This is a genomic window from Pseudomonas pisciculturae (assembly GCF_015461805.1).
Classification (GTDB): Bacteria; Pseudomonadota; Gammaproteobacteria; order Pseudomonadales; family Pseudomonadaceae; genus Aquipseudomonas; species Aquipseudomonas pisciculturae.
This window is the reverse complement of the sequence record NZ_JACVZE010000001.1, coordinates 761,299-782,645: the sequence shown is the minus strand read 5'-3', so window position 1 is coordinate 782,645 and position 21,347 is coordinate 761,299. Positions and strand designations below refer to the sequence as shown.

The 21,347-nt window shown below is 60.1% G+C and carries 20 protein-coding genes; 8 read left to right on the top strand and 12 right to left on the bottom strand.

Translation table 11 applies throughout. The features are described from left to right. Positions 1–51: 51 nt before the first annotated feature. Complete coding sequence (locus tag ICY20_RS03490) at positions 52–477, top strand: low affinity iron permease family protein (RefSeq protein ID WP_194936936.1); 426 nt, start codon at positions 52–54, stop codon at positions 475–477. Between the two features lie 53 nt (positions 478–530). Here ICY20_RS03490 and ICY20_RS03485 read toward each other — a convergent pair whose 3' ends face one another. The 3 genes from ICY20_RS03485 to ICY20_RS03475 all read right to left on the bottom strand — a co-directional run bounded on the left by ICY20_RS03485 (position 531) and on the right by ICY20_RS03475 (position 2,566). After that, complete coding sequence (locus ICY20_RS03485) at positions 531–1,058, bottom strand: DUF4142 domain-containing protein (RefSeq protein ID WP_010563634.1); 528 nt, start codon at positions 1,056–1,058, stop codon at positions 531–533. Between the two features lie 167 nt (positions 1,059–1,225). Next, complete coding sequence (fos, locus tag ICY20_RS03480) at positions 1,226–1,636, bottom strand: fosfomycin resistance glutathione transferase (protein WP_194936935.1); 411 nt, start codon at positions 1,634–1,636, stop codon at positions 1,226–1,228. A gap of 12 nt (positions 1,637–1,648) precedes the next feature. Then, on the bottom strand, positions 1,649–2,566 hold the full coding sequence (locus tag ICY20_RS03475) for a LysR substrate-binding domain-containing protein (protein WP_228758263.1): 918 nt from the start codon (positions 2,564–2,566) through the stop codon (positions 1,649–1,651). A gap of 78 nt (positions 2,567–2,644) precedes the next feature. Between ICY20_RS03475 and ICY20_RS03470 the strand changes: the two genes are divergently transcribed. Then, complete coding sequence (locus ICY20_RS03470; RefSeq protein WP_159962182.1) at positions 2,645–3,133, top strand: DMT family transporter; 489 nt, start codon at positions 2,645–2,647, stop codon at positions 3,131–3,133. Between the two features lie 81 nt (positions 3,134–3,214). Here the strand turns inward: ICY20_RS03470 and ICY20_RS03465 are convergent, their stop codons facing one another. The 3 genes from ICY20_RS03465 to yiaY form a co-directional block, all read right to left on the bottom strand. Continuing rightward, a complete protein-coding gene (locus tag ICY20_RS03465; RefSeq protein ID WP_194936933.1) occupies positions 3,215–4,156 on the bottom strand; it encodes a hydroxymethylglutaryl-CoA lyase in 942 nt (313 codons plus the stop codon). An 82-nt stretch (positions 4,157–4,238) separates the two neighbouring features. Further along, entirely contained in the window at positions 4,239–4,913 is a 675-nt protein-coding gene (locus ICY20_RS03460) for an NAD(P)H-binding protein (RefSeq protein WP_194936932.1), read from the bottom strand. Positions 4,914–5,005: 92 nt separating this feature from the next. Then, the gene (gene yiaY, locus ICY20_RS03455; protein ID WP_194936931.1) at positions 5,006–6,154 is read right to left on the bottom strand and encodes an L-threonine dehydrogenase; all 1,149 of its coding nucleotides are present in this window, start codon (positions 6,152–6,154) and stop codon (positions 5,006–5,008) included. Positions 6,155–6,279: 125 nt separating this feature from the next. Between yiaY and ICY20_RS03450 the strand changes: the two genes are divergently transcribed. Next, positions 6,280–7,296 carry a DUF4917 family protein gene (locus tag ICY20_RS03450; protein WP_194936930.1) on the top strand — a complete coding sequence of 339 codons (1,017 nt, stop codon included), beginning with the start codon at positions 6,280–6,282 and terminating at the stop codon, positions 7,294–7,296. Between the two features lie 141 nt (positions 7,297–7,437). On the opposite strand, the gene ICY20_RS03445 is transcribed toward ICY20_RS03450, so the two are convergent. Further along, positions 7,438–7,965: a helix-turn-helix domain-containing protein gene (locus ICY20_RS03445; protein WP_194936929.1), complete on the bottom strand. Its 528-nt coding sequence runs from the start codon at positions 7,963–7,965 to the stop codon at positions 7,438–7,440. 105 nt (positions 7,966–8,070) lie between these two features. On the opposite strand from ICY20_RS03445, the gene ICY20_RS03440 reads away from it, so the two are divergent. The 3 genes from ICY20_RS03440 (at position 8,071) to ICY20_RS03430 (ending at position 10,877) form a co-directional block, all read left to right on the top strand. Beyond that, positions 8,071–8,853 carry an aldolase gene (locus ICY20_RS03440; RefSeq protein WP_159963449.1) on the top strand — a complete coding sequence of 261 codons (783 nt, stop codon included), beginning with the start codon at positions 8,071–8,073 and terminating at the stop codon, positions 8,851–8,853. A gap of 27 nt (positions 8,854–8,880) precedes the next feature. Continuing rightward, positions 8,881–9,753 (top strand): dihydrodipicolinate synthase family protein, encoded by an 873-nt coding sequence (locus tag ICY20_RS03435; protein ID WP_194936928.1) that lies wholly within the window; start codon positions 8,881–8,883, stop codon positions 9,751–9,753. Between the two features lie 224 nt (positions 9,754–9,977). Beyond that, positions 9,978–10,877 carry a DMT family transporter gene (locus tag ICY20_RS03430; RefSeq protein ID WP_159963447.1) on the top strand — a complete coding sequence of 300 codons (900 nt, stop codon included), beginning with the start codon at positions 9,978–9,980 and terminating at the stop codon, positions 10,875–10,877. Between the two features lie 102 nt (positions 10,878–10,979). Here the strand turns inward: ICY20_RS03430 and ICY20_RS03425 are convergent, their stop codons facing one another. From ICY20_RS03425 to ICY20_RS03410, 4 genes are all read right to left on the bottom strand, one after another. Beyond that, on the bottom strand, positions 10,980–12,188 hold the full coding sequence (locus ICY20_RS03425; protein ID WP_194936927.1) for a class I SAM-dependent methyltransferase: 1,209 nt from the start codon (positions 12,186–12,188) through the stop codon (positions 10,980–10,982). A 245-nt stretch (positions 12,189–12,433) separates the two neighbouring features. Beyond that, positions 12,434–13,051, bottom strand: coding sequence for a TPM domain-containing protein (locus ICY20_RS03420; RefSeq protein ID WP_185709495.1), 618 nt, complete (start codon positions 13,049–13,051; stop codon positions 12,434–12,436). Between the two features lie 28 nt (positions 13,052–13,079). Then, entirely contained in the window at positions 13,080–13,808 is a 729-nt protein-coding gene (locus tag ICY20_RS28245) for a TPM domain-containing protein (protein ID WP_194936926.1), read from the bottom strand. 18 nt (positions 13,809–13,826) lie between these two features. Continuing rightward, a complete protein-coding gene (locus tag ICY20_RS03410) occupies positions 13,827–14,438 on the bottom strand; it encodes a LemA family protein (protein ID WP_159963397.1) in 612 nt (203 codons plus the stop codon). Positions 14,439–14,663: 225 nt separating this feature from the next. On the opposite strand from ICY20_RS03410, the gene bglX reads away from it, so the two are divergent. Both bglX and ICY20_RS03400 read left to right on the top strand, forming a co-directional pair. After that, positions 14,664–16,955, top strand: a complete 2,292-nt coding sequence (gene bglX, locus ICY20_RS03405; RefSeq protein ID WP_159963396.1) for a beta-glucosidase BglX — start codon at positions 14,664–14,666, stop codon at positions 16,953–16,955. Positions 16,956–17,116: 161 nt separating this feature from the next. After that, a complete protein-coding gene (locus tag ICY20_RS03400) occupies positions 17,117–20,170 on the top strand; it encodes a S8 family serine peptidase (RefSeq protein WP_194936925.1) in 3,054 nt (1,017 codons plus the stop codon). An 18-nt stretch (positions 20,171–20,188) separates the two neighbouring features. Here the strand turns inward: ICY20_RS03400 and ICY20_RS03395 are convergent, their stop codons facing one another. After that, entirely contained in the window at positions 20,189–21,346 is a 1,158-nt protein-coding gene (locus tag ICY20_RS03395) for a phospholipase D-like domain-containing protein (protein WP_159963394.1), read from the bottom strand. Position 21,347: the final 1 nt, after the last annotated feature.

The following is a 21,347-nucleotide window of genomic DNA, read 5'->3' as shown; positions in this document are numbered from 1 at the left end:
AATCGCTGCGGTCCATAATTTCACCACCCACCCCTTTTAAGGAAAACGGTCATGAAATTCTCCGCAGTCTCTCAATCCCTGTCTCGCTGGGCCGGCAGCCCTCGGACCTTTTATGCGGCAGTGGCGTTGATCCTGGCGTGGAGCCTGAGCGGGCCGTATTTCCACTACAACGATACCTGGCAATTGATCATCAACACCTCGACCACCATCATCACTTTCCTGATGGTGTTTCTGATCCAGAACACGCAAAACCGCGACAACGACATCCTGCATATCAAGATCGACGAGCTACTGCGTGTCAGCAAGGACGCGCAAAACGCCGTACTCAGCCTAGACGGCCTCGACCGCAAAGAATTGGAAAAACTGCGCCAGGAATACCGCAGCATCGGCAACACTGGCACCGTCAGTCTCAATAGCAGCTGCGGGCATGCAGCCGACGACGCAGCGCCCAGCAAGACCGATTTGAACCAGGCATAAAAAACGGCGATGGGAGAAGATCCAACCGCCGTTTGTCATGTACAGCAACGCACTCAACCGTCGCCTTGATGGCCTTTTCCGTAGGTGGAGGCCAGGGCACGCGCCTTTTGCAGACGCTCTTGCAACTTGGGCAGCGTCTCGTCCACCAGAGCTTTTATTTCCGGCACATCGGACGCCGCGCCTTCCTGTTTGAACAGCGCGATGGCGTCTTCGTTTTCCTTGACCTGCTGCGCGGTGTAGGCGGCGTCAAACGAGTCGCCGTCCTTGAGCTCAGGCATCAGGGTTTCGGCTTTGTCGACGATCTTTTCCCGCGGCGCCACTGGCAGGTCGAGTTTCTTGGCAATGGCCGCCAAATGTTGGTTGGCCAGGGTACGCTCGTTGATCACCTCGATGGTGTAGTCCTTGATTTCCTGGGACGAGGTTTTGGCGTGGGCCATGCGACTGGTTTCGATATCGGCCATACCTTTGGCCGAAGCCTGCTCGATAAATTCAGCGGGCGACTGGGCGAAAGCATTGCTGGCGCCGAGGCCCAGCAGCATCGCGAAACTGGCGGTGCGTAACCGGATAGCCATGCGGCTCATGATGGGTTCCTCCAGGGCAAAAAATAAGTGCGGGGGAACACGCCCCGCCTAGAGTTCGAATTTTCAAGGCGGCAAAGGTTTAGAAAAAACTTGTTAGTGCGACGAACGGTTGTCGGGTTCGCCTGTTTCCAGCCAGGCCCGACGCGAGGATTAAGCACTTTCGGGGATCACGGATAAAACTTCATTCCCGCATAGGGCTTAGCGCGGCAGGCGCGCAGACGTGACTCCAGGTCGCCGACGTGGGCCTCAAGTTTGTGACCATCCGGGTCAAGAAAATAGAACGACGCGCCTTCGCTGCGGTTATCGCGCCATTCACGTACCGCTGTAGCTCGCAGCCGCTCGACCAGCGCGGCGAAATCCCCCTCACCGACGGTAAACGCATAGTGGGTGTAGTCGGCGGCTGGCGTCGCGTCCCGCAGCGGGTCAACGGACAAGCACAGCCACAGGCCTGGCAATGAAAGGTAGGCGCCGTTGTCCCAAGTGGCATCAAGCTTGAACTGCAACAAGGCATGGTAGAAGTTGAGGCTGCGACTTAGATCAGTGACAGCCAAGGTCAGGTGGTTAAGCCCTGAAAGCATGGGGTTTTCCTGTTATTGATGATCTTGCGACAATACACCCTGCACCCGCCCAACCAACCACTGCAACCCCAAATCCCCACCCCGGCGCGCATGCCACGCCAGCTCTACCGCAAACGACGGAATATGAAACGGCGGTGGCACGCTCACCAGATCCGGGTGATCGATGTTGAGCAACCCTCGGGACGACACCGTCAGAATTAAATCCGTGCCCTGGATCAACTGCGGCGCCACGCCCCAATGCGGCAGGCTGATGGCCACATGTCGCCGCTGACGAATTGCAGTGAGCGCACGTTCGATTTCCGGAGTGCCGCTGCCGCGCATTTCCAGAAGCACATGGGGACGCGACAGGTATGTGGCCAAGTCCAGAGAACCATCAGCCGCCAGGCTGTTGCGGTCCAGCAGGCAGGTGTAGTGTTCTTCAAACAAGGGCGTGGTGCGCAGTTCGCCGGGCATATCGGGGAATACGCCAGCGGCCAGGTCGAGGTCGCCGTTAAGCACACCGTCCACCATGCCTTCGCGGCTGGCCTGGACAATTTGCAGGTCGATACCGGGCGCCTCTCGACGCAAAGCGCGCACCAACGCCGGTAGGAAAATCGCGGCACTGTAGTCAGACATCGCCACCCTAAACCGCCGCTTGGCCGATGCCGGATCAAATCGGTTCGGTGCCAGCAACGCCTGCACGTGGGCCAAGGCTTCGGCCAGCGGCGTTGCCAACTCCAGCGCACGAGCAGTCGGGACCAACGTGCTGCCCTGGCGCACCAACAAGGGGTCACCCAACAGATCCCTCAAGCGCGCCAATGCATGGCTGACCGCCGGCTGGCTCAGATGCAAACGCTCAGCCGCACGGGTGACATGTTGCTCAGTGAGCAAGGCGTCGAGGATCACCAGCAGGTTGAGGTCGATACGACGCAGATCATTCATCGGCTGCATATCCGGCATACGAACTTGGAATTTAAATTTGCGCGACGAATACCCTAGAGTCCAGCAAAACCTCTGGGAGATTTCGATATGACTTCATTGCACTGGGCTGGCTTATTAGCGTTGGCAGTCATTGCCGGGGCCGTCGTGCCGTTTCAAAGTGCGATCAACGCTAATCTGGGGCGCGGGCTTGGGCACCCTTTGTGGGCCACCCTCGCGTCACTGCTGGTGAGCATCATCGTATTACTACCGGTGATTGTCGCGCTGCGGTTGCCATTGCCGAGCCTGGCCTTTATCAGCAAGGCACCATTGTGGATGTGGGCCGGGGGCGCGTTTGGTGTTTGCTTTATTTCCCTGGCGTTGATGCTGCTGCCCAAGCTGGGAGCGTCGGGGTTTATTGCCTTGGCCATGGCCGGGCAAATTCTCGCTTCGCTGCTGCTGGACCACTTTGGCCTGTTCGGCCTAGTGGAGCGCCAACTGACAACGCCCCGCGTGTTGGGGGCGTTATTGTTGATCGGCGGCGTGGCGTTGATTCAGTTCAGCGCCGCACCGCACCCCGCCCTGGCGACGACGGGTTGATCAACCCTTATCGAGGGTGCGCAGTTTTTGCGGCAGGCCCACAGCAACAACGCCGCGCCCAAGCCATAGTCTGGTGTCGTGTTACAGCGTGGCGATGTACGCCGGCGGTGGATGCAGGTCGCAATTACGCCCGGCCTTGGCGACTTGGCCGGGCAAATCATGGCCCAGCAACGCCGGCAAACGCCGGGACATTTGCAACAAGTGCGGCAGGTCGATGCCGGTAGGAATGCCGATTTCTTCGCACAGGTTCACCAAGTCTTCGGTGCAGATATTGCCCGACGCCCCAGGCGCAAACGGGCAGCCGCCCAGGCCACCGAGTGCCGCATCAAAACGTCGGGCGCCCGCTTCATAAGCGGCCAGCACGTTGCACAAACCCAAACCACGGGTGTTATGAAAATGCAGGGTCAGATCGCTGGCGGATACGCGTTCCAACACCCGCTTGACCAGGCGCCCCACTTGACGCGGGTTGGCCATGCCGGTGGTGTCGGCCAAGCTGATGCCTTGAATGCCCAGCGCTTGATAAGCCTCAACGATTTGCAGCACACGGTCTTCATCGACCTTGCCCTCGAACGGGCAGCCGAAGGTGGTGGCGATGCTGGCGTTGAGGCGCACGGGATGGTCGGTGGCAAAGCTGACGATATCGCCAAACGCCGCCAACGACGCCTCGCACCGCATGCGCATATTGGCCAGGTTGTGGGTCTGGCTGGCCGACATCACCAGGTTCAATTCATCGGCGCGAGACTCGATGGCGCGCTGGGCGCCCTTGAGGTTGGGGATCAGCGCCACGTAGATCACACCCGGCTTGCGCTGGATGCCCTGGAAGACTTGTTCGCCATCGCGCAAGGCCGGGATAGCCTTGGGCGAGACGAACGAACCGGCTTCGATCCGCGAAAAACCGGCGAGGGAAAGCTGGTCGATCAGTGCGATCTTATCGACGGTTTCGACCCACGTCGGTTCGATCTGCAGGCCGTCGCGCGGGGACACTTCCTGCACGATCAAGGCATCGCAATAATCGTTGATCACTGCACCACTCCCGAGGTTTTCAAGCGTTGAATGTCGGCGCCGGTGAGGCCAAGGCTGCCGAGGATGTCGTCCGTGTGCAGCATCAGTGACGCTCGCTGGCCAAGCGGTTGATCTCAGCCTGCTCCACCACCGGCTGTGGTGCGCCATGGCTGACCGCCTGCAACATCGCCCGGCCCACGGTCTCGGTACTCACCACCCAGCTTGGTTTAACCCGACGCACGAATGACAGCAAAGGCCCCAGCGTCGAATAAAACGCCTGATACACCGGCGTCTTCGAGCGCACGCCATGCAATGGCTGAATCACCCCCGGCCGAAACAGATACACCGCCTTGAACGGCAGGCGCAACAAGGCGTTCTCGGTCTTGCCCTTGACCCGCGCCCACATCGACTTGCCCGCCTCGGAACTGTCGGTACCGGCGCCGGACACATAGATAAACGTCATCTGCGGATTGAGCCGCGCCAGGGTGCTGGCGGCCACCAGAGTGAGGTCGTAGGTGAGGTGGATGTACTTGGTTTCGCTCATGCCCGCCGACGAAACGCCGAGGCAGAAGAAGCAGGCGTCGAAGCCTTGCAGCAGGTTTTCCAGGGGTTGGAAATCCAGCATGTCGCTGTGCAATACCTGATGCAGCTTGCCATGCTCCTGGGTCAACGGCGTGCGGCCGACGGCGACCACTTCCTGCACGTCGGCGGCCCGCAGGCACTCACGCAGCACGCCTTGGCCGACCATGCCGGTGGCGCCGAATAACAGAACTCTCATAAGGGGACCTCAGCGGCAAGCCGCACACTTCAAGCTCAAGTTGAACGCAGTTCGCCTTGTAGCTTAACGCTTGCCGCTGGTGACTGCCCCTTTTAGAAAGCGTTACGAAAAATCTCCTCAATCTGACGCTGATCCGCCCGCCGTGGGTTAGTCAGCCCACACGCATCCTTCAGCGCATTGGTGGCCAGCAACGGAATGTCCTGCAACTTGGCCCCCAGCTCACGCAACCCCGCCGGGATTTCAACGTCGTGGGCCAGGCTGCGAATGGCAGCGATGGCCGCTTGGGCCCCCTCCTCGTCGGTGCTGCCCTTGATCTCGGCGCCCAGCGCGCGGGCTACGTCGCTCAGGCGTTTGGCGCTGACGCTGGCATTGAAGCTTTGCACATGGGGCAGCAACACCGCGTTGCATACGCCGTGAGGCAGGTCGTAAAAACCGCCAAGCTGGTGGGCCATGGCGTGCACAAAACCCAGGGAGGCATTGTTGAACGCCATGCCGGCGAGGAACTGCGCGTAAGCCATGTTTTCCCGCGCGATCTTGTCGCTGCCATCGCGCACGGCCAGGCGCAGGTTGGCGCTGATCAATTCTATGGCCTTGATAGCGCAGGCGTCGGTAATCGGCGTGGCGGCGGTGGACACGTACGCTTCGATGGCGTGGGTCAGGGCGTCCATGCCGGTGGCAGCGGTCAGGCCCTTAGGCATGCCAACCATCAACGAGGGGTCGTTGACCGACAGCAGCGGCGTAACGTTACGGTCGACGATGGCCATTTTCACGTGGCGGGTTTCGTCGGTGATGATGCAGAAGCGGGTCATCTCGCTGGCGGTACCGGCGGTGGTGTTAATAGCCACCAAGGGCAATTGCGGTTTGCTGGACTGGTCGACGCCTTCATAGTCGCCGATACGCCCGCCGTTGGTGGCACACAGGGCGATGCCCTTGGCGCAGTCATGGGGCGAGCCGCCACCCAGGGACACTACGAAATCACAGGCGCTTTGCTGCAATAACGCCAGGCCTTTCTCCACATTGTCCACATTGGGGTTGGGCTTGGCGCCGTCGTAGATCACCGAATCGATGTCTTGCATCGCGAGTTTCTCGGCGACCATGCCGGCCACGCCTACCTTGGCCAACCCGGCGTCGGTGACGATCAGCGCCTTGCGAAAACCGTAGTTACGAATGGCGGTCATGGCTTCGTCGAGGCAATCGGTGCCCATGATGTTGACGGCGGGAATGAAGAAAGTGCTGCTCATGGCGAATCCTCGGATAACGTTTATGCCTACAGCATCGCCCTCGCCTGCCTACGCCATCTTGATCAGGATCAACGCCTACCCGTGATAAAGTCACCGACCAGCCGATTTCGAGTAGACCCACCGCGATGAAGGATTTCCAGGATATTGACGCCCACCTTGAAGACTGGAGCGCACTGCGCAGTGCCATCGACTTCAGCGGGATTCTGATCGGCAACGGCGCCAGCCGTACGATCTGGGAAGACTTTGCCTACGACTCGCTGTTCGAAAACGCCCGCACCGTCGAAGAAAAGCCCCTGAGCCAATCCGAACTCAGCGTGTTCGACGCCCTGCAAACCCGTAGTTTCGAGCAGGCCTTGGGCGCGCTGAAAACCACCAGCCGGGTCAACAAGGCCCTGGCCGTCAGCTCAGCCGCACCGCGCAATCGCTACTACGCAATCAAGGAGGCATTGATCAACACCATCCACGGCGTGCATATCCCGTGGCGCCTGGTGCAACCGTCGACCCTGGCAACGATCAACGCTGAACTGGCGAGCTACCCCACCGTCTTCACCAGCAACTACGATTTGCTCAACTATTGGGCGATCCTGCACGTGCCTGGCATCGACGACCTGTTCCGCAGCGCCGACGCCAGTTTTGACCTGCGCAACACCCATACCCAAGCGTCGCGCATCCTCTACCTGCATGGCGGCCTGCACCTGGTGCGTAACCTGGACGGCACCGCACGCAAACTGCCGTCCACCGACAGCACCTTGCTCAGCAGCTTTGCCATCAACAACACGATCAAGACCTTGGACGATGTGCCGCTGTTCGTCAGCGAGGGCAAGGTTGAAGAGAAGCTCAAGACCATCCGCAGTTCGGATTACTTGTCGTTTTGTTATGAGCAGTTGCTGAGTCATGAAGGGGCCTTGTGCGTGTTCGGCCATGACTTGGGGACGCAGGATAAACATCTGGTGGACGCCATTCGCCAGGCCAAACTGACCACCCTAGCGATCTCGGTGTCGGGGCGCAGTGATGGGTTTATACGCCAGCAGAAGCGGCGGTATTCGCAGTTGTTCGACGGCACGGGAGTTGAGCTGAGGTTCTTTGCGGCGCGTACTCATGCGCTGGGCAACCCTGCACTGTCCGTCCCGGTCGAACGCTAATCTGCAGAACAAAGCAGATCAACTGTGGGAGCTGGCTTGCCTGCGAAAGCGGTGGGTCAGTGGCAAATGAGCAAGCTGACCCACCGCTTTCGCAGGCAAGCCAGCTCCCACATTAAATAGCATTTCAAATAGCTATCGCGGTCACTCTTCAGTGCTGTGCACCACCACCAACAACTGCGCCTGCACCGGCCCTACCGACCGCAGCCGATGGGGCTTCTGCGCATTGAAGTGCAGTGCATCACCGCGCTCCAGAATCACCCGCTCATTCATGAAATCCACTTCCACCTGGCCTTCATGCACGAACAAAAACTCTTCCCCAACGTGCTCCTTGAAGGTCTTGTCGGTGAACTCCGCCGGCGGGTAAATGATGAATGGCAGCAGGCTGCGTTCACTGACCTGATGGGCCAGCACCGCGTAACCCGGTGAGGTGTCCGGCCGCTCGTGGCTGCGCACCAGGCTGTAGCTGTCGAGGCTGACGCTGTCTTCGCTGAACAACTCTTCGACCTTCACATTCAACGCCTTCGCCAATTTCAGCGCGGCAGCAATCGACGGCGTGTTGAGCCCGCGCTCGACCTTGGACAGGTAACTCTTGGTCATCCCGGATTTTTCAGCCAGGGCCTCAAGCGTCACGCCAAGTTTTTTTCTTAGTAATTTCAAACGGATAGACATGTGCAGCGGTTAATCCATGCAGAAAACGATGGGCTGTGCTTGCTAATGACACTTTGTGTCATATAGCATCTTTAGTGTCATCTGAAGTCACCAAGGGCACCCGATATGGCCAAGACATTAGCACTCCCCAAAGACCAACTGGTCAAGCAAGCACTGAGCCAGATGCAAAACACCCTGGCGGATAATACGTGGACCGACCGCCAAAAGCTGGCGCTCACATGCCGCATCCTGTTCGAAAAGGGTCACGACTCCGGCCTGGCCGGGCAAATCACCGCACGCGGGCCTGAACAGGGTACTTACTACACCCAGCAATTGGGCCTGGGCTTTGACGAGATCACTGCCAGCAACCTGCTGCTGGTGAACGAGGATCTTGAAGTGCTGGAAGGCCATGGCATTCCCAACCCGGCCAACCGTTTTCACAGTTGGGTGTACCGTGGGCGACCAGATGTGAACTGCATCATTCACACGCACCCGACGCACATCGCCGCGCTGTCGATGCTCGAAGTGCCGCTGCAGGTGTCCCATATGGACCTGTGCCCGCTGTACGAAGACTGTGCATTCCTGGAGGCCTGGCCGGGGGTACCGGTGGGCAATGAAGAAGGCGAAATCATCACCGAAGCCTTGGGGGCCAAGCGCGCGATCCTGCTTTCGCACCACGGCCAACTGAGCACCGGGGCAAGCATCGAGGAAGCCTGCGTGATCGCGCAATTGATTGAGCGCGCCGCCAAGTTGCAGTTGCTGGCGATGGCGGCCGGCACCATCAAGCCGATCCTGCCGGAACTGGGGCGCGAGGCCCATGACTGGATCTCCCGGCCCAAGCGCCATGGCGCCGCGTTCAACTACTACGCCCGGCAGAACCTGCGTAAACACGCCGACTGCCTGAACTGATTGCCCTTTTTCGAGCGGAGAATTCCCATGTCCAGCCCCACCATTCACGGCATCATCGGCTACACCATTACCCCATTCAGCGCCGACGGCTCGCGCATTGACCTCGACGCCCTGGGCCGCTCCATCGACCGCTTGATCGCCAGCGGCGTACACGCCATCGCGCCCCTGGGCAGCACCGGCGAAGGCGCGTATTTGAGCGATGCAGAGTGGGATGAAGTCAGCGCCTACAGCCTGGCCAAGATCGCCCGGCGCGTGCCGACCATCGTCAGCGTGTCAGACCTCACCACCACCAAAGCCGTGCGCCGCGCACGCTATGCCGAGGCCAACGGCGCCGATGCGGTGATGGTGCTGCCGGCCTCTTACTGGAAGCTCAGCGAAGCGGAAATCCTCGCCCACTATGCCGCAATCGGTGACAGCATCGGTGTGCCGATCATGCTCTACAACAACCCGGCCACCAGTGGCACGGACATGTCGGTGGACTTGATCCTGCGCATCATCAAGCACGTCGCCAACGTGACCATGGTCAAGGAAAGCACCGGGGATATTCAGCGCATGCACCGGCTGCATCACCAGACCGACGTACCGTTCTACAACGGCTGCAACCCTCTGGCGCTGGAAGCATTTGCAGCGGGTGCCAAGGGCTGGTGCACGGCGGCGCCGAACTTGATCCCACAGCTCAACCTGGCGCTGTACGACGCAGTTTTGGCCAATGACCTGACAGAGGCTCGGGCATTGTTTTATCGCCAATTACCGTTGCTGGAGTTCATTCTCAAGGGCGGGTTGCCGGCGACGATCAAGGCGGGTTTGCGTTTGACCGGGTTGGAGGTGGGTGACCCTCGGCTACCGGTATTCCCACTGAGCGAAGCGGGGATAGAGCAGCTGAAAACATTACTGCGATAAATCCACAATCCTCAGTGGGAGCTGGCTTGCCTGCGATGCAGGCACCTCGGTACATCCGTAAAACCGAGGTGATGCTATCGCGGGCAAGCCCGGCGCCCACACAAACCCGCGCCCACCGGAGTCAACTGTACGGATAAATCCGCACTCAGCTGTAGGCCCGCAATCTAAGGGGGTTGTGGCTAGATGGGCTTTCCTTGAAGCCCTCTGAATTTCGGTCCACCTCCATGAGCTCGCGCGAAAACACCGGCATGGCCCTCGGCCTGTTGGGCGTCATCATCTTCAGCCTGACCCTGCCCTTCACCCGCATCGTGGTGCAGGAAATCCACCCATTGCTCAACGGCCTGGGCCGTGCGTTGTTCGCGGCGGTTCCGGCAGCGCTGCTGTTGCTGTGGCGCCGTGAGCAATGGCCGACCTGGCGTCAGGTACGCGGGCTGTGCCTGGTGATCGCGGGCGTGATCCTCGGTTTTCCGGTGTTATCGGCCTGGGCCATGCAGACCTTGCCGGCGTCCCATGGCGCGCTGGTCAACGGCCTGCAACCGCTGTGCGTGGCGCTGTATGCGGCGTGGTTGTCCCATGAGCGGCCATCGAAAGCCTTTTGGGCCTGCGCGGCGTTGGGCAGCGGGTTGGTGTTGAGTTATGCGTTGATCACTGGCGCCGGCAGTATCCAGGCGGGCGATTTGTTGATGCTCGGCGCGATTGCCGTGGGTGGCCTGGGGTATGCCGAAGGCGGCCGCTTGGCCAAGGAAATGGGCGGCTGGCAAGTGATCTGCTGGGCGCTGGTGCTGTCGACGCCGCTGCTGATCGGCCCGGTGTGGTACCTGGCGGCGCAGCATCAGGGCGCGGTTTCGATGCGCGCCTGGTGGGCGTTTGGCTATGTGTCGCTGTTCTCGCAGTTTTTGGGGTTCTTCGCCTGGTATGCAGGGTTGGCCATGGGCGGGATTGCGCGGGTCAGTCAGATTCAGCTGTTGCAGATCTTTTTCACCATCGCGTTTTCGGCGTTGTTCTTTGGGGAACATATCGAGCCGATTACTTGGGTGTTTGCGTGTGGGGTGATTGGGACAGTGATGTTGGGGCGCAAGACGGCGGTGCAGCCTGCGCCCGCTCCCAAGCCGAACACAGTCTAAATGTGGGAGGGGGCTTGCTCCCGATGGCGGTGAATCAGTCTATGAATCTGGTGACTGGCACACCGCTATCGGGAGCAAGCCCCCTCCCACATTGACCTATGTTCAGTTTAAGAAACCATCCGCCCGCAACAGAGTTTCCAGGCAGTGCTCGGTGATGCGGTAGAACGCCTTCAATTCCTGGATCTTCTCCAGCAACTGCGCGTTATCCACCGGCTCCGCCCGCTTCACCGCCAAAATCATCTTGTTCTTGTTGGTGTGGTCCAACGAGATGAACTCAAACACCTTGGTTTCATAACCACAGGCTTCCAGGTACAACGCACGCAAGCTGTCGGTGACCATCTCGGCCTGCTGCCCCAGGTGCAAGCCGTATTGCAGCATCGGCTTCAACAGCGCCGGGCTTTGGATTTGCAGGCGAATCTGCTTATGGCAGCACGGCGAACACATGATGATCGACGCGCCCGAACGAATGCCGGTGTGTATCGCATAGTCGGTGGCGATGTCGCAGGCATGCAGGGCGATCATCACGTCCAGCTCACTGGGTGCCACGCTGCGCACATCACCACATTTGAACACCAGCCCCGGGTGCTCCAGGCGCGCGGCGGCGGTGTTGCAAAGGGTCACCATGTCTTCGCGCAATTCAACGCCCGTCACTTCACCCTCGGCCTTGAGGGTGTTGCGCAGGTAATCGTGGATGGCGAAGGTCAGGTAGCCCTTGCCCGAGCCGAAATCGGCGACGCGCACGGGTTGGTCCAGCTTCAAGGGTGAGGTGGTGAGCGCGTGGCTGAACACTTCGATGAACTTGTTGATCTGCTTCCACTTGCGCGACATCGACGGGATCAGCGCCTGCTTGGCGTCGGTCACGCCCAGGTCGGCGAGGAACGGCCGGCTGAGGTCGAGGAAGCGATTTTTCTCGCGATTATGCTCGGCAGACGGCGCCTCACGTAGTTGCTGTGGTTTGCTTTTAAACAGCGAGCTTTTGTTCTTCTTGCTGTATTCCAGCTGGGCTTCGTCGGTCAGCGACAACAAGTGGGCGTTCTTGAACTGTGTGGGCAACAGCTCGGCAATTGCCGCCACACCGTCGGCCTGGGGGAAGTTCTTGGTGATGTCGCGGGTCTTGTAGCGATAGACGAAGGACAGGCAGGGCTGTTCCTTGACCGTCACAGGCTTGATGATCAGCCGCTGCAACTCGGCCTCGTCACCGACGTACTTGGCCAGTACCAGCTTGATAAAGGCGGTCTGCGCGAGGCTGTCGCTCAGCAATTCGATGAACTGGGCGTGATGATCGCTGACAGGTTGAGCGGTAACAGACATGAACAAAAACGCCTCGGGCAGGGAATGCCGGGCATTTTAGGGGGGATGGGGCTTCAGGGCACGGGGTTATTTGATCAACGGTCAGTGAGCAGCCACAACTCAAATGTGAAAACAGGCTTGTGTGGGAGCTGGCTTGCCTGCGATGCAGACACCTCGGTGAGTCAGATATACCGAGGTGATGCTATCGCAGGCAAGCCAGCTCCCACATGAAACAGTGCCCACATTTGGATTCGGTATTGAATGGGCTATTCGAGTACGACCAGGCGATTGGGCAGCTCATTACGCGTCTGGGTCACCGGCACATGCACCTTCAACAACTCGCCACAGGCTTCAATGCAACTGATAAACCCCGCCAACGTCTGCCCCTGCTTCACCTGTTGGGTAAACGCCTTGACGATCACATCCCAACTGCCGTCATCCAACCGCTTGGAAATCCCGTCATCCACCAGAATCTCTACATACCGCTCGGCCTCGCTGACAAAAATCAGCACCCCGGTGCTGCCCACCGTGTGGTGCAGGTTCTGCTCCAGGAACTGGCGTCGCGCCAGGTTGGACGCACGCCAGTGGCGTACCGATCGGGGGATCAGCCGCGTGGTGACCTTGGGCAGGCGAAACACCAGGCACAACACGATGAACGTCGCCCACTGCGCCAGCAACAAGGTGTACATGGTCAGGTAGCCCGACAGGTAATGCACCACGCCCGGCACCACCAGCGCGATCAAACTGGCCCATAGCAGCGGGATGTAGGCGTAGTCGTCGGCGCGGGCCGCGAGTACCGTCACCAGTTCGGCGTCGGTGGTTTTCTCGACGCGGGCAATCGCTTCGGCGACTTGGCGCTGCTCGTGTTCAGTCAGTAATGCCATGGTTGTGCTTGCTCTCTCATTATTATCATCACCAGCCACCCGAAGCGCCGCCGCCGCCGAAGCCGCCACCGCCGCCGCGAAAACCACCACCACCGCCTCCCCCACCGCCGCCGCGTCCGCTGCTGCTCAGAATCGCCAGCAAGATCGCGCCCACCGGCAGCCCCATACGATTGCACAGCCACAACACGCCGATCAGCAGGATAAACAGGCCGATGGAAAACCCGGGATTATCCTTGGCAAAGTTGGCATCCGCCACATGCGCAGGCACCGCCAGCGGCTCACCGCCCACTACCTGCACCATCGCCGCCACACCATCACTGATGCCTTGGCTGAAATTGCCGGCCTTGAACTTCGGCGCAATCACCTGGTTGATGATCACCCACGACTGCGCATCGGTGAGCACGCCTTCGAGGCCATAGCCGACTTCGATGCGCAACTTGCGCTCATCGCGGGCCACGATCAACAACGCGCCGTTGTCCTTGCCCTTCTGGCCAATGCCCCAGTGGCGGCCCAATTGATAACCGAAGTCCTCAATGGGCACGCCCTGCAAGTCAGGCACGGTGACCACCACGATCTGGTCACCGGAGGTCTGTTCCAGCGCCTGCAATTGCTGCGTCAACTGCTCGCGTGTAGCCGGGTCGATCATCTGGGCGGTGTCCACCACCCGCCCCGTCAGCGCCGGGAAGGTCAGCGCCGCCTGGGCCGCGCCCACGCAGGCCAACAGCCACAGCGCCAGGCCTATCCTTAATAAACGCATCGACACCTCAATGCAGCGTTATTTGAACTTCACTTGCGGTGCTTTATCGGCATCGGCGCTGGTGGCTTCAAACGTGGCGCGGATCGGCAAGTCGCTGTACATCACGCTGTGCCACAGGCGGCCAGGGAAGGTGCGGATCTCAGTGTTATAGGCCTGCACAGCCTGGATAAAGTCGCGGCGGGCCACGGCAATGCGGTTTTCGGTGCCTTCAAGCTGGGATTGCAGGGCCAGGAAGTTCTGGTTGGCCTTCAGGTCCGGGTAACGCTCGGACACCACCATCAAACGGCTCAACGCACCGCTCAAACCATCCTGCGCTTGCTGGAACTGCTTGAGTTTTTCCGGGTTGTCGAGAGTACTGGCATCCACCTGGATCGACGTAGCCTTGGCCCGCGCTTCGATCACGGCAGTCAGCGTGTCTTGCTCATGGGCGGCGTAGCCCTTGACCACTTCCACCAAGTTGGGGATCAGGTCGGCGCGGCGTTGGTACTGGTTCTGCACCTGACCCCAGGCCGCCTTGGCCTGTTCGTCCAGGGTTGGGATGTTATTGATGCCGCAACCGCTGAGTACGGTACTAATTAGTAACAAAACTGCGGCTTTCAGGCCCCAGCGGTAACCTTGTGCTACTTGCATGGTGTTTCTCCTGGCGAACCTTGATGGAATTTGGCAACGGTAAGGCATAATCCGCTGCCGCGACTGGATTGCATCAGATCAATCAGCTAAAAAGATGCCCAGCACAAATAAGAGTTCAGAAGTGTGGTGCATTTTCTGCAATAACACTCGAACAACAACATATGTTCCCCACATTTTGGCAGAACAGCGCATTTTTGCTGTGCAGTGTGCCGAAAAAGGATATTCATGAAAAAGCTGTGTTTGCTCGGCCTTGTTGCCACTCTGGCCAGTCACCCCGTATGGGCAGAAACAAAGCCTGCTGCGCTTAAAGACAAGGACGCCTTCGTCAGCGACCTGCTCAAGCAAATGACCCTCGATGAAAAGATCGGCCAACTGCGCCTGATCAGCATCGGCCCCGAAATGCCCCGCGAGCTGATCCGCCAGGAAATCGCCGCCGGCCGTATCGGTGGCACCTTCAACTCCATCACCCGCCCGGAAAACCGCCCGATGCAGGACGCGGCCATGCGCAGCCGCTTGAAGATCCCAATGTTCTTCGCCTACGACGTGATCCACGGCCACCGCACGATTTTCCCGATCAGCATTGCGCTGGCCTCCAGCTGGGACATGGACGCCATCGGCCGCTCCGGGCGCATCGCTGCCCAGGAAGCCGCCGCCGACAGCCTCGACATCACCTTTGCGCCGATGGTCGACATCTCCCGTGACCCGCGCTGGGGCCGTACCTCCGAAGGTTTCGGCGAAGACACCTACCTGGTCTCGCGCATTGCCGAAGTGATGGTCAAGGCGTTCCAGGGCGTGAGCCCGGCCAATGCCGACAGCATCATGGCCAGCGTCAAGCACTTCGCCCTGTATGGTGCGGTGGAAGGCGGGCGCGACTACAACGTGGTCGACATGAGCCCGGTCAAGATGTACCAGGACTACCTGCCGCCGTACCACGCGGCGATCAAGGCCGGCTCCGGCGGCGTGATGGTGGCGCTGAACTCCATCAACGGCGTGCCTGCCACTGCCAACACCTGGCTGATGAATGACCTGTTGCGCCGCGACTGGGGCTTCAAGGGCCTGACCGTGAGCGACCACGGCGCGATCTTCGAGCTGATCAAGCACGGCGTGGCCAAGGACGGGCGTGAAGCCGCCAAGCTGGCGATCAAGGCCGGCATCGACATGAGCATGAACGACTCGCTGTATGGCAAGGAATTGCCCGGTCTGCTCAAATCCGGCGAAATCGAACAAAGCGACATCGATAACGCCGTGCGCGAAGTGCTCGGCGCCAAGTACGACATGGGCCTGTTCAAAGACCCGTACCTGCGCATCGGCAAGGCCGAGGATGACCCGGCCGACACCTACGCCGACAGCCGCCTGCACCGTGCCGAGGCCCGCGATATCGCCCGCCGCAGCCTGGTGTTGCTGAAAAACCAGAACAACACCCTGCCGCTGAAAAAATCCGCGACCATTGCCCTGGTCGGCCCACTGGCCAAGGCACCGATCGACATGATGGGCAGTTGGGCCGCCGCCGGTAAGCCCGAGCAATCGGTCACCCTGCTGGACGGCCTGAACGCAGTGATCGGCGAAAAGGGCAAGATCATCTACGCCCGTGGCGCCAATATCACCGGCGACAAAGCCGTGGTGGACTACCTCAACTTCCTCAACTTCGATGCCCCGGAGGTGGTGGATGACACCCGCGCGCCCCAGGTGCTGATCGACGAGGCCGTCAAGGCGGCTAAGGATGCGGATGTCATCGTGGCCGCTGTGGGCGAGTCCCGTGGCATGTCCCACGAGTCTTCAAGCCGTACCGACCTGAACATCCCCCAGAGCCAGCGCGACCTGATCAAGGCCCTCAAGGCCACCGGCAAGCCGCTGGTGTTGGTATTGATGAACGGCCGCCCGCTGTCGATTCTTGAAGAGAACCAACAGGCCGACGCGATCCTGGAAACCTGGTTTGCCGGTACCGAAGGCGGCAACGCCATTGCCGACGTGCTGTTTGGCGACTACAACCCGTCGGGCAAACTGCCGATCACCTTCCCACGCTCGGTGGGGCAGATTCCGACCTACTACAACCACCTGACCATCGGCCGCCCATTCACTCCAGGCAAACCGGGTAACTACACCTCGCAATACTTCGATGACACCACAGGGCCACTATTCCCGTTTGGTTATGGCCTGAGCTACACCACCTTCACCCTGTCGGATATGGCGTTGTCGTCCACTACCCTGAACAAGACCGGCAAGCTCGACGCCAGCGTGACCGTGGCCAACACCGGTAAGGTCGATGGCGAAACCGTGGTGCAGTTGTATATCCAGGACGTGGCCGGCTCGATGATCCGCCCGATCAAAGAGCTGAAGAACTTCCAGAAAGTCATGCTCAAGGCCGGCGAAGAGCGCACGTTGCACTTCACCATCACCGAGGAAGACTTGAAGTTCTACAACACCCAGCTCAAGTTTGCGGCAGAACCGGGTGAGTTCAATGTGCAGATTGGGTTGGACTCCCAGGATGTGCAGCAGCAGACGTTCGAGTTGTTGTAACACCTGCAGCCCCCTCTTTTTAAAGAGGGGGCTTGTGTACTGGCCCGCCTCTGTCAGCAAAAAGTAAGATTTCATCTCCCCGTCCCATCCAGGCCCTACATCCCTCCTACTGCTCAATTGCGCACCCTGTAGCTCCATTTTCATGTGCAGGTGTGTGGATTATGTCACCCACAAAAATCGCCCGGTCGGCAACCCGAACATCGCCTGCTGAATCATCGTTCAATCAAAACGCTATCGCTCTCTTGGTGCTCGCCTGTCTGTCGAGCACCACCGTTGATGCGGCGAACTACATCGAGCAAGGCCGATTGCATGACGCTGCCAGTTGGCACAGTGACGAGTTCAAGAATAATTGGGGGTTGGCGGCAATCGGTGCAGATTTCGCTTATGCACGGGGATTGAGTGGCCCAGGAGTGCAAGTGGGGGTTTACGATTCGGGAACCGACTTGCGCCACAGTGAGTTCGCCGGGAAGTCAAACGCCAGTGTCCTTATGGCTGACGCCGGTTGTATGAGTGGAACCTTGCTGGAGAATGGCTGCTTTTACACTGAGGGTGACCGCGCGGCAGTAAGAGTGATCGACTCATTGCCACCTGAAGCATTGGCCAGCCTTGAAAACCTTATAGCCGATGGAGCAATTACCAGAGAGCAACTTGATCAATACCTCAAATTTGTAGGGACAACCTATAACGCTCATGGCACTCACGTTGCCGGCACCGTGCTCGCCAGTCGTGATGGTTCCGCAGTTCACGGTGTCGCTTATGCGGCCAACTTGAGTGCAGTGCGTAAGTACGGCAATACCTACTTGGGAGGCCCAATTGAAATAACCGACCTATTGAAGGCTCCCGAACCGACAGTTGCAGCGGTAGACGCCACCTATGCCGAGTTGCACAAGCAGAATATACGTGTGGTCAATCAAAGTTGGGGAAGCTCATTTTCGCCTACGACTGAAACCGAGCTCGATAGCGCATTAAGCCAAACCGATTCCCCCATTTATGCAGAACTCAAGGCCATAGCAGACAACGCTATCAAGTATGGAATGTTGCATGTGTGGTCAGCGGGCAACTCGCCCATAGCGCACGTCTCTCCTCAAACAGCGTCGAACGCCGGGCTGCACCCCAACCTGCCACGCGCCATGGCAGAGCTGGAGCCCTATTGGTTGACCGTCGTCAACGTGAATAAAGAGCTGGCTCTGGGCGACTTTTCCAGGCGCTGCGGCTTTGCGGAAAATTGGTGCCTTGCCGCGCCAGGGACAGACATCAACTCGTCCTGGGTCACAGGTTCCATACAGACTGAGTACCACTATGACCAAGACGGTAATATCAACGGCTTTGCAGTGACTGGCGATAAGCCAGAGCTCGGTTATGCATTAAGTACCGGAACCTCCATGGCCGCCCCTCACGCCACCGGCGCACTGGCCCTGCTGATGGAACGTTTCCCCTACCTCGACAACCCGCAAATCCGCGACGTCCTCCTGACCACCGCCACCGATCTCGGCGAACCGGGCGTTGACGATATCTACGGCTGGGGCCTGATCAACCTGAAAAAAGCCATCGACGGCCCCGGCCAATTGCGCGTCGATACCGCAGTAAACATGGACCGCGCCGCCGGCGGCGCGATTGTCTGGCAAGGCGGTGCCTGGGATGATTGGCGCAACGACATCAGCGGCCCCGGCCGCCTGGAAAAAACCGGTATCGGCTGGCTGCGCCTGAGCGGCAATAACAGCTTCGCCGGGGCCACGCTCAAGGACGGCATTCTGGAGCTGGACGGCACCAGTCACCTCCAGGGGGACGTTAACGTCGACGGCGGCGTTCTGCGCCTGAACGGCTCATTGGCTGTCGAGGGCGACTACCAACAAACCGCAGGCTCAACCCTGATGACCAGCCTGAGTCCCCAGGCACATCCGGCGAAGCTGCAAGTCAGCAGCAGGGCCTCCATCGACGGCGGCACGCTGTACCTGAGTGCGCAACCCAACAGCTACCCCTTGGGCCAGCGCTACACCATCCTCCAGTCCAAAGGTGCGTTGAGCGGAGCCTTTTCCTCGATCAACCATCGCGAACTCTCGCCCTTCCTCAGCGTTTCCCAGTTCAGGCAGGGGAATGATTTGCGGGTGGAGTTCGGCCGTGGCCAATCACTGGCTTCGGCGGCGAGCACTGCCAACCAACGCGCCGTCGCCGCCGCGGCAGATGCTCAAGCCGAACCCACCCCTTTGCTGCAACGCCTGACAGCACTGTTTCCCGAACAGGCGCCCTCTGCCCTGGACCAGTTGAGCGGTGAACTGCATGCCAGCACCCAAGCGGTGTTGCTCGAAAACAGCCGCGTGTTGCGTCAGGCAGTACTCGCTCGTCAACGCCTTGTGCAGGGCAGCCACTCTGCCGGACCAAACATCACGGATAAGGGCGCGTGGGTGCAACTGCCTCGCCAGTCCGGGCAATTGGCTGGCGATGACGGCACTGCGCGTACGTCCCACAGCAGCGCAGGCCTGCTGATCGGCTTCGATCACCCGTTGGAACAAGGCACACGATTGGGTGTGGTGGCAGGCAGCGGCAGCAGCGAAGTGAAGACTGGATCTCGCGGTAAAGCGACTGTTGATACCCGCCAACTGGGCCTGCACGCTGGTCATAATTGGGGCGCTTTTGGCCTCTATGGCGGCATTGCCTACGCGCAACACGAGGTGCAGACCAAACGCCGTGTCAGCTTCCCCGGCGCAGAAAGCCGCCTGGCCGCCAAATACACCAGCACTACTGTGCAGACGTTTGCCGAGGCCAATTATCAGTTCAGCCATGACTTCTGGGATTGGCAGCCCTACCTGCAACTGGCCAACGTGCAACAGCGCAGCGAAGGCTTCAACGAAAGCGGCGGCATGGCCGCACTGCGCGGCAAACGCTCCAATGAGAACGTCAACCTGACCACCGGCGGTGTGCGGGTCAACCTTGACTTGGGCAAGGCGCAGATCGGCCCATCGTGGTTGAGCGTGCGCGGCGGCCTGGCACACACCCGTGCCAGCGGCGACCTGCAACCCACCGCTCAGGCGGCGTGGGAAGGAGGCCGTGTGATGAGCGTCAGCGGCGCGCCGTTGGATCGCCTCAGCACCCACCTGGATCTGGGCGCCACCGCACGCCTGTCCCGCGACAGCGCAATCGAGCTGGGCTTCAGCCAACAACGCGGCGAGCGCACGCGGGACCACAGCATCAGCGCGCAGTACTCATTGCAGTTTTGAGCCAACGGCGGGGGTGCGCTACCCCCGCCGATCCAACAGGTTCACCACCAACCGATCGATCCACCCCCACACCCGCTGCTTCACCCGCCGCCACAGCGGCCGCGACTGCCATGTCTCCAGGCTCACTGCCAGGCTCTGCGCAAAATCCCGCTCGAAGCTGCCCACCACTGCCTGCGTTAAATCCGGGTCCAGCGCCTCAAGATTGGCGTCCAGATTGAAGCGCAAATTCCAATGGTCGAAATTGCACGACCCCACGCTCACCCAGTCATCCACCAGCACCATTTTCAGGTGCAGGAAACACGGCTGGTATTCAAAGATCTGCACCCCCGAACGCAGCAAGCGCGGGTAGTAACGGTGCCCGGCGTAACGCACGGAGGGGTGGTCGGTGCGCGGGCCGGTGAGCAGCAAACGCACATCCACTCCCCTTCCCGCTGCACGGCGCAACGCACGACGTACGCCCCAAGTCGGTAAAAAATACGGCGTGGCCAGCCAGATACGCTGCTGGCCGCTGTTCAACGCACGAATCAACGATTGCAGGATGTCGCGGTGTTGACGGGCGTCGGCATAGGCAACGCGGCCAAGCCCAGGCCCGGTGGCGGGCATCTTGGGCAAGCGTGGCAGGCCGAAGCGGGTGGCGGGTTTCCATTCGCGGCGGGCGGCGTTGGCGTGCCATTGGCGGTCGAACAGTGCCTGCCAGTCCAGCACCAGCGGGCCGCTGATTTGCACCATCACTTCGTGCCAGTCGGCGCTATTGCTGCCCGGCGTCCAGAATTCATCGGTCACGCCGGTGCCGCCGACAAAAGCGATGCCTTGGTCGATCAGCAGCAGTTTGCGGTGATCGCGGTACAAGTTGCGCATCCAGCGGCGCCAACTCAGGCGATTGTAGAAGCGCAACTCCACGCCCGCATCGGTCAGGCGTTTACGCAGCCCGAGGGTAAACGCCAGGCTGCCGTAGTCATCAAACAGGCAACGCACTTGCACGCCTCGTTCGGCCGCCAGCACCAGCGCCTGCACCAAGGCGTCGGCGCACGCACCGGCCTCCACCAGGTACAACTCCAGATCGACTTGCCGCTCGGCGCGGGCAATGTCCACCAGCATCTGCGGGAAAAAAGCCGGGCCGTCGATCAACAACTCGAAGCGGTTGGCGCTGCGCCACGGGAACACTGCGCCCGCCATG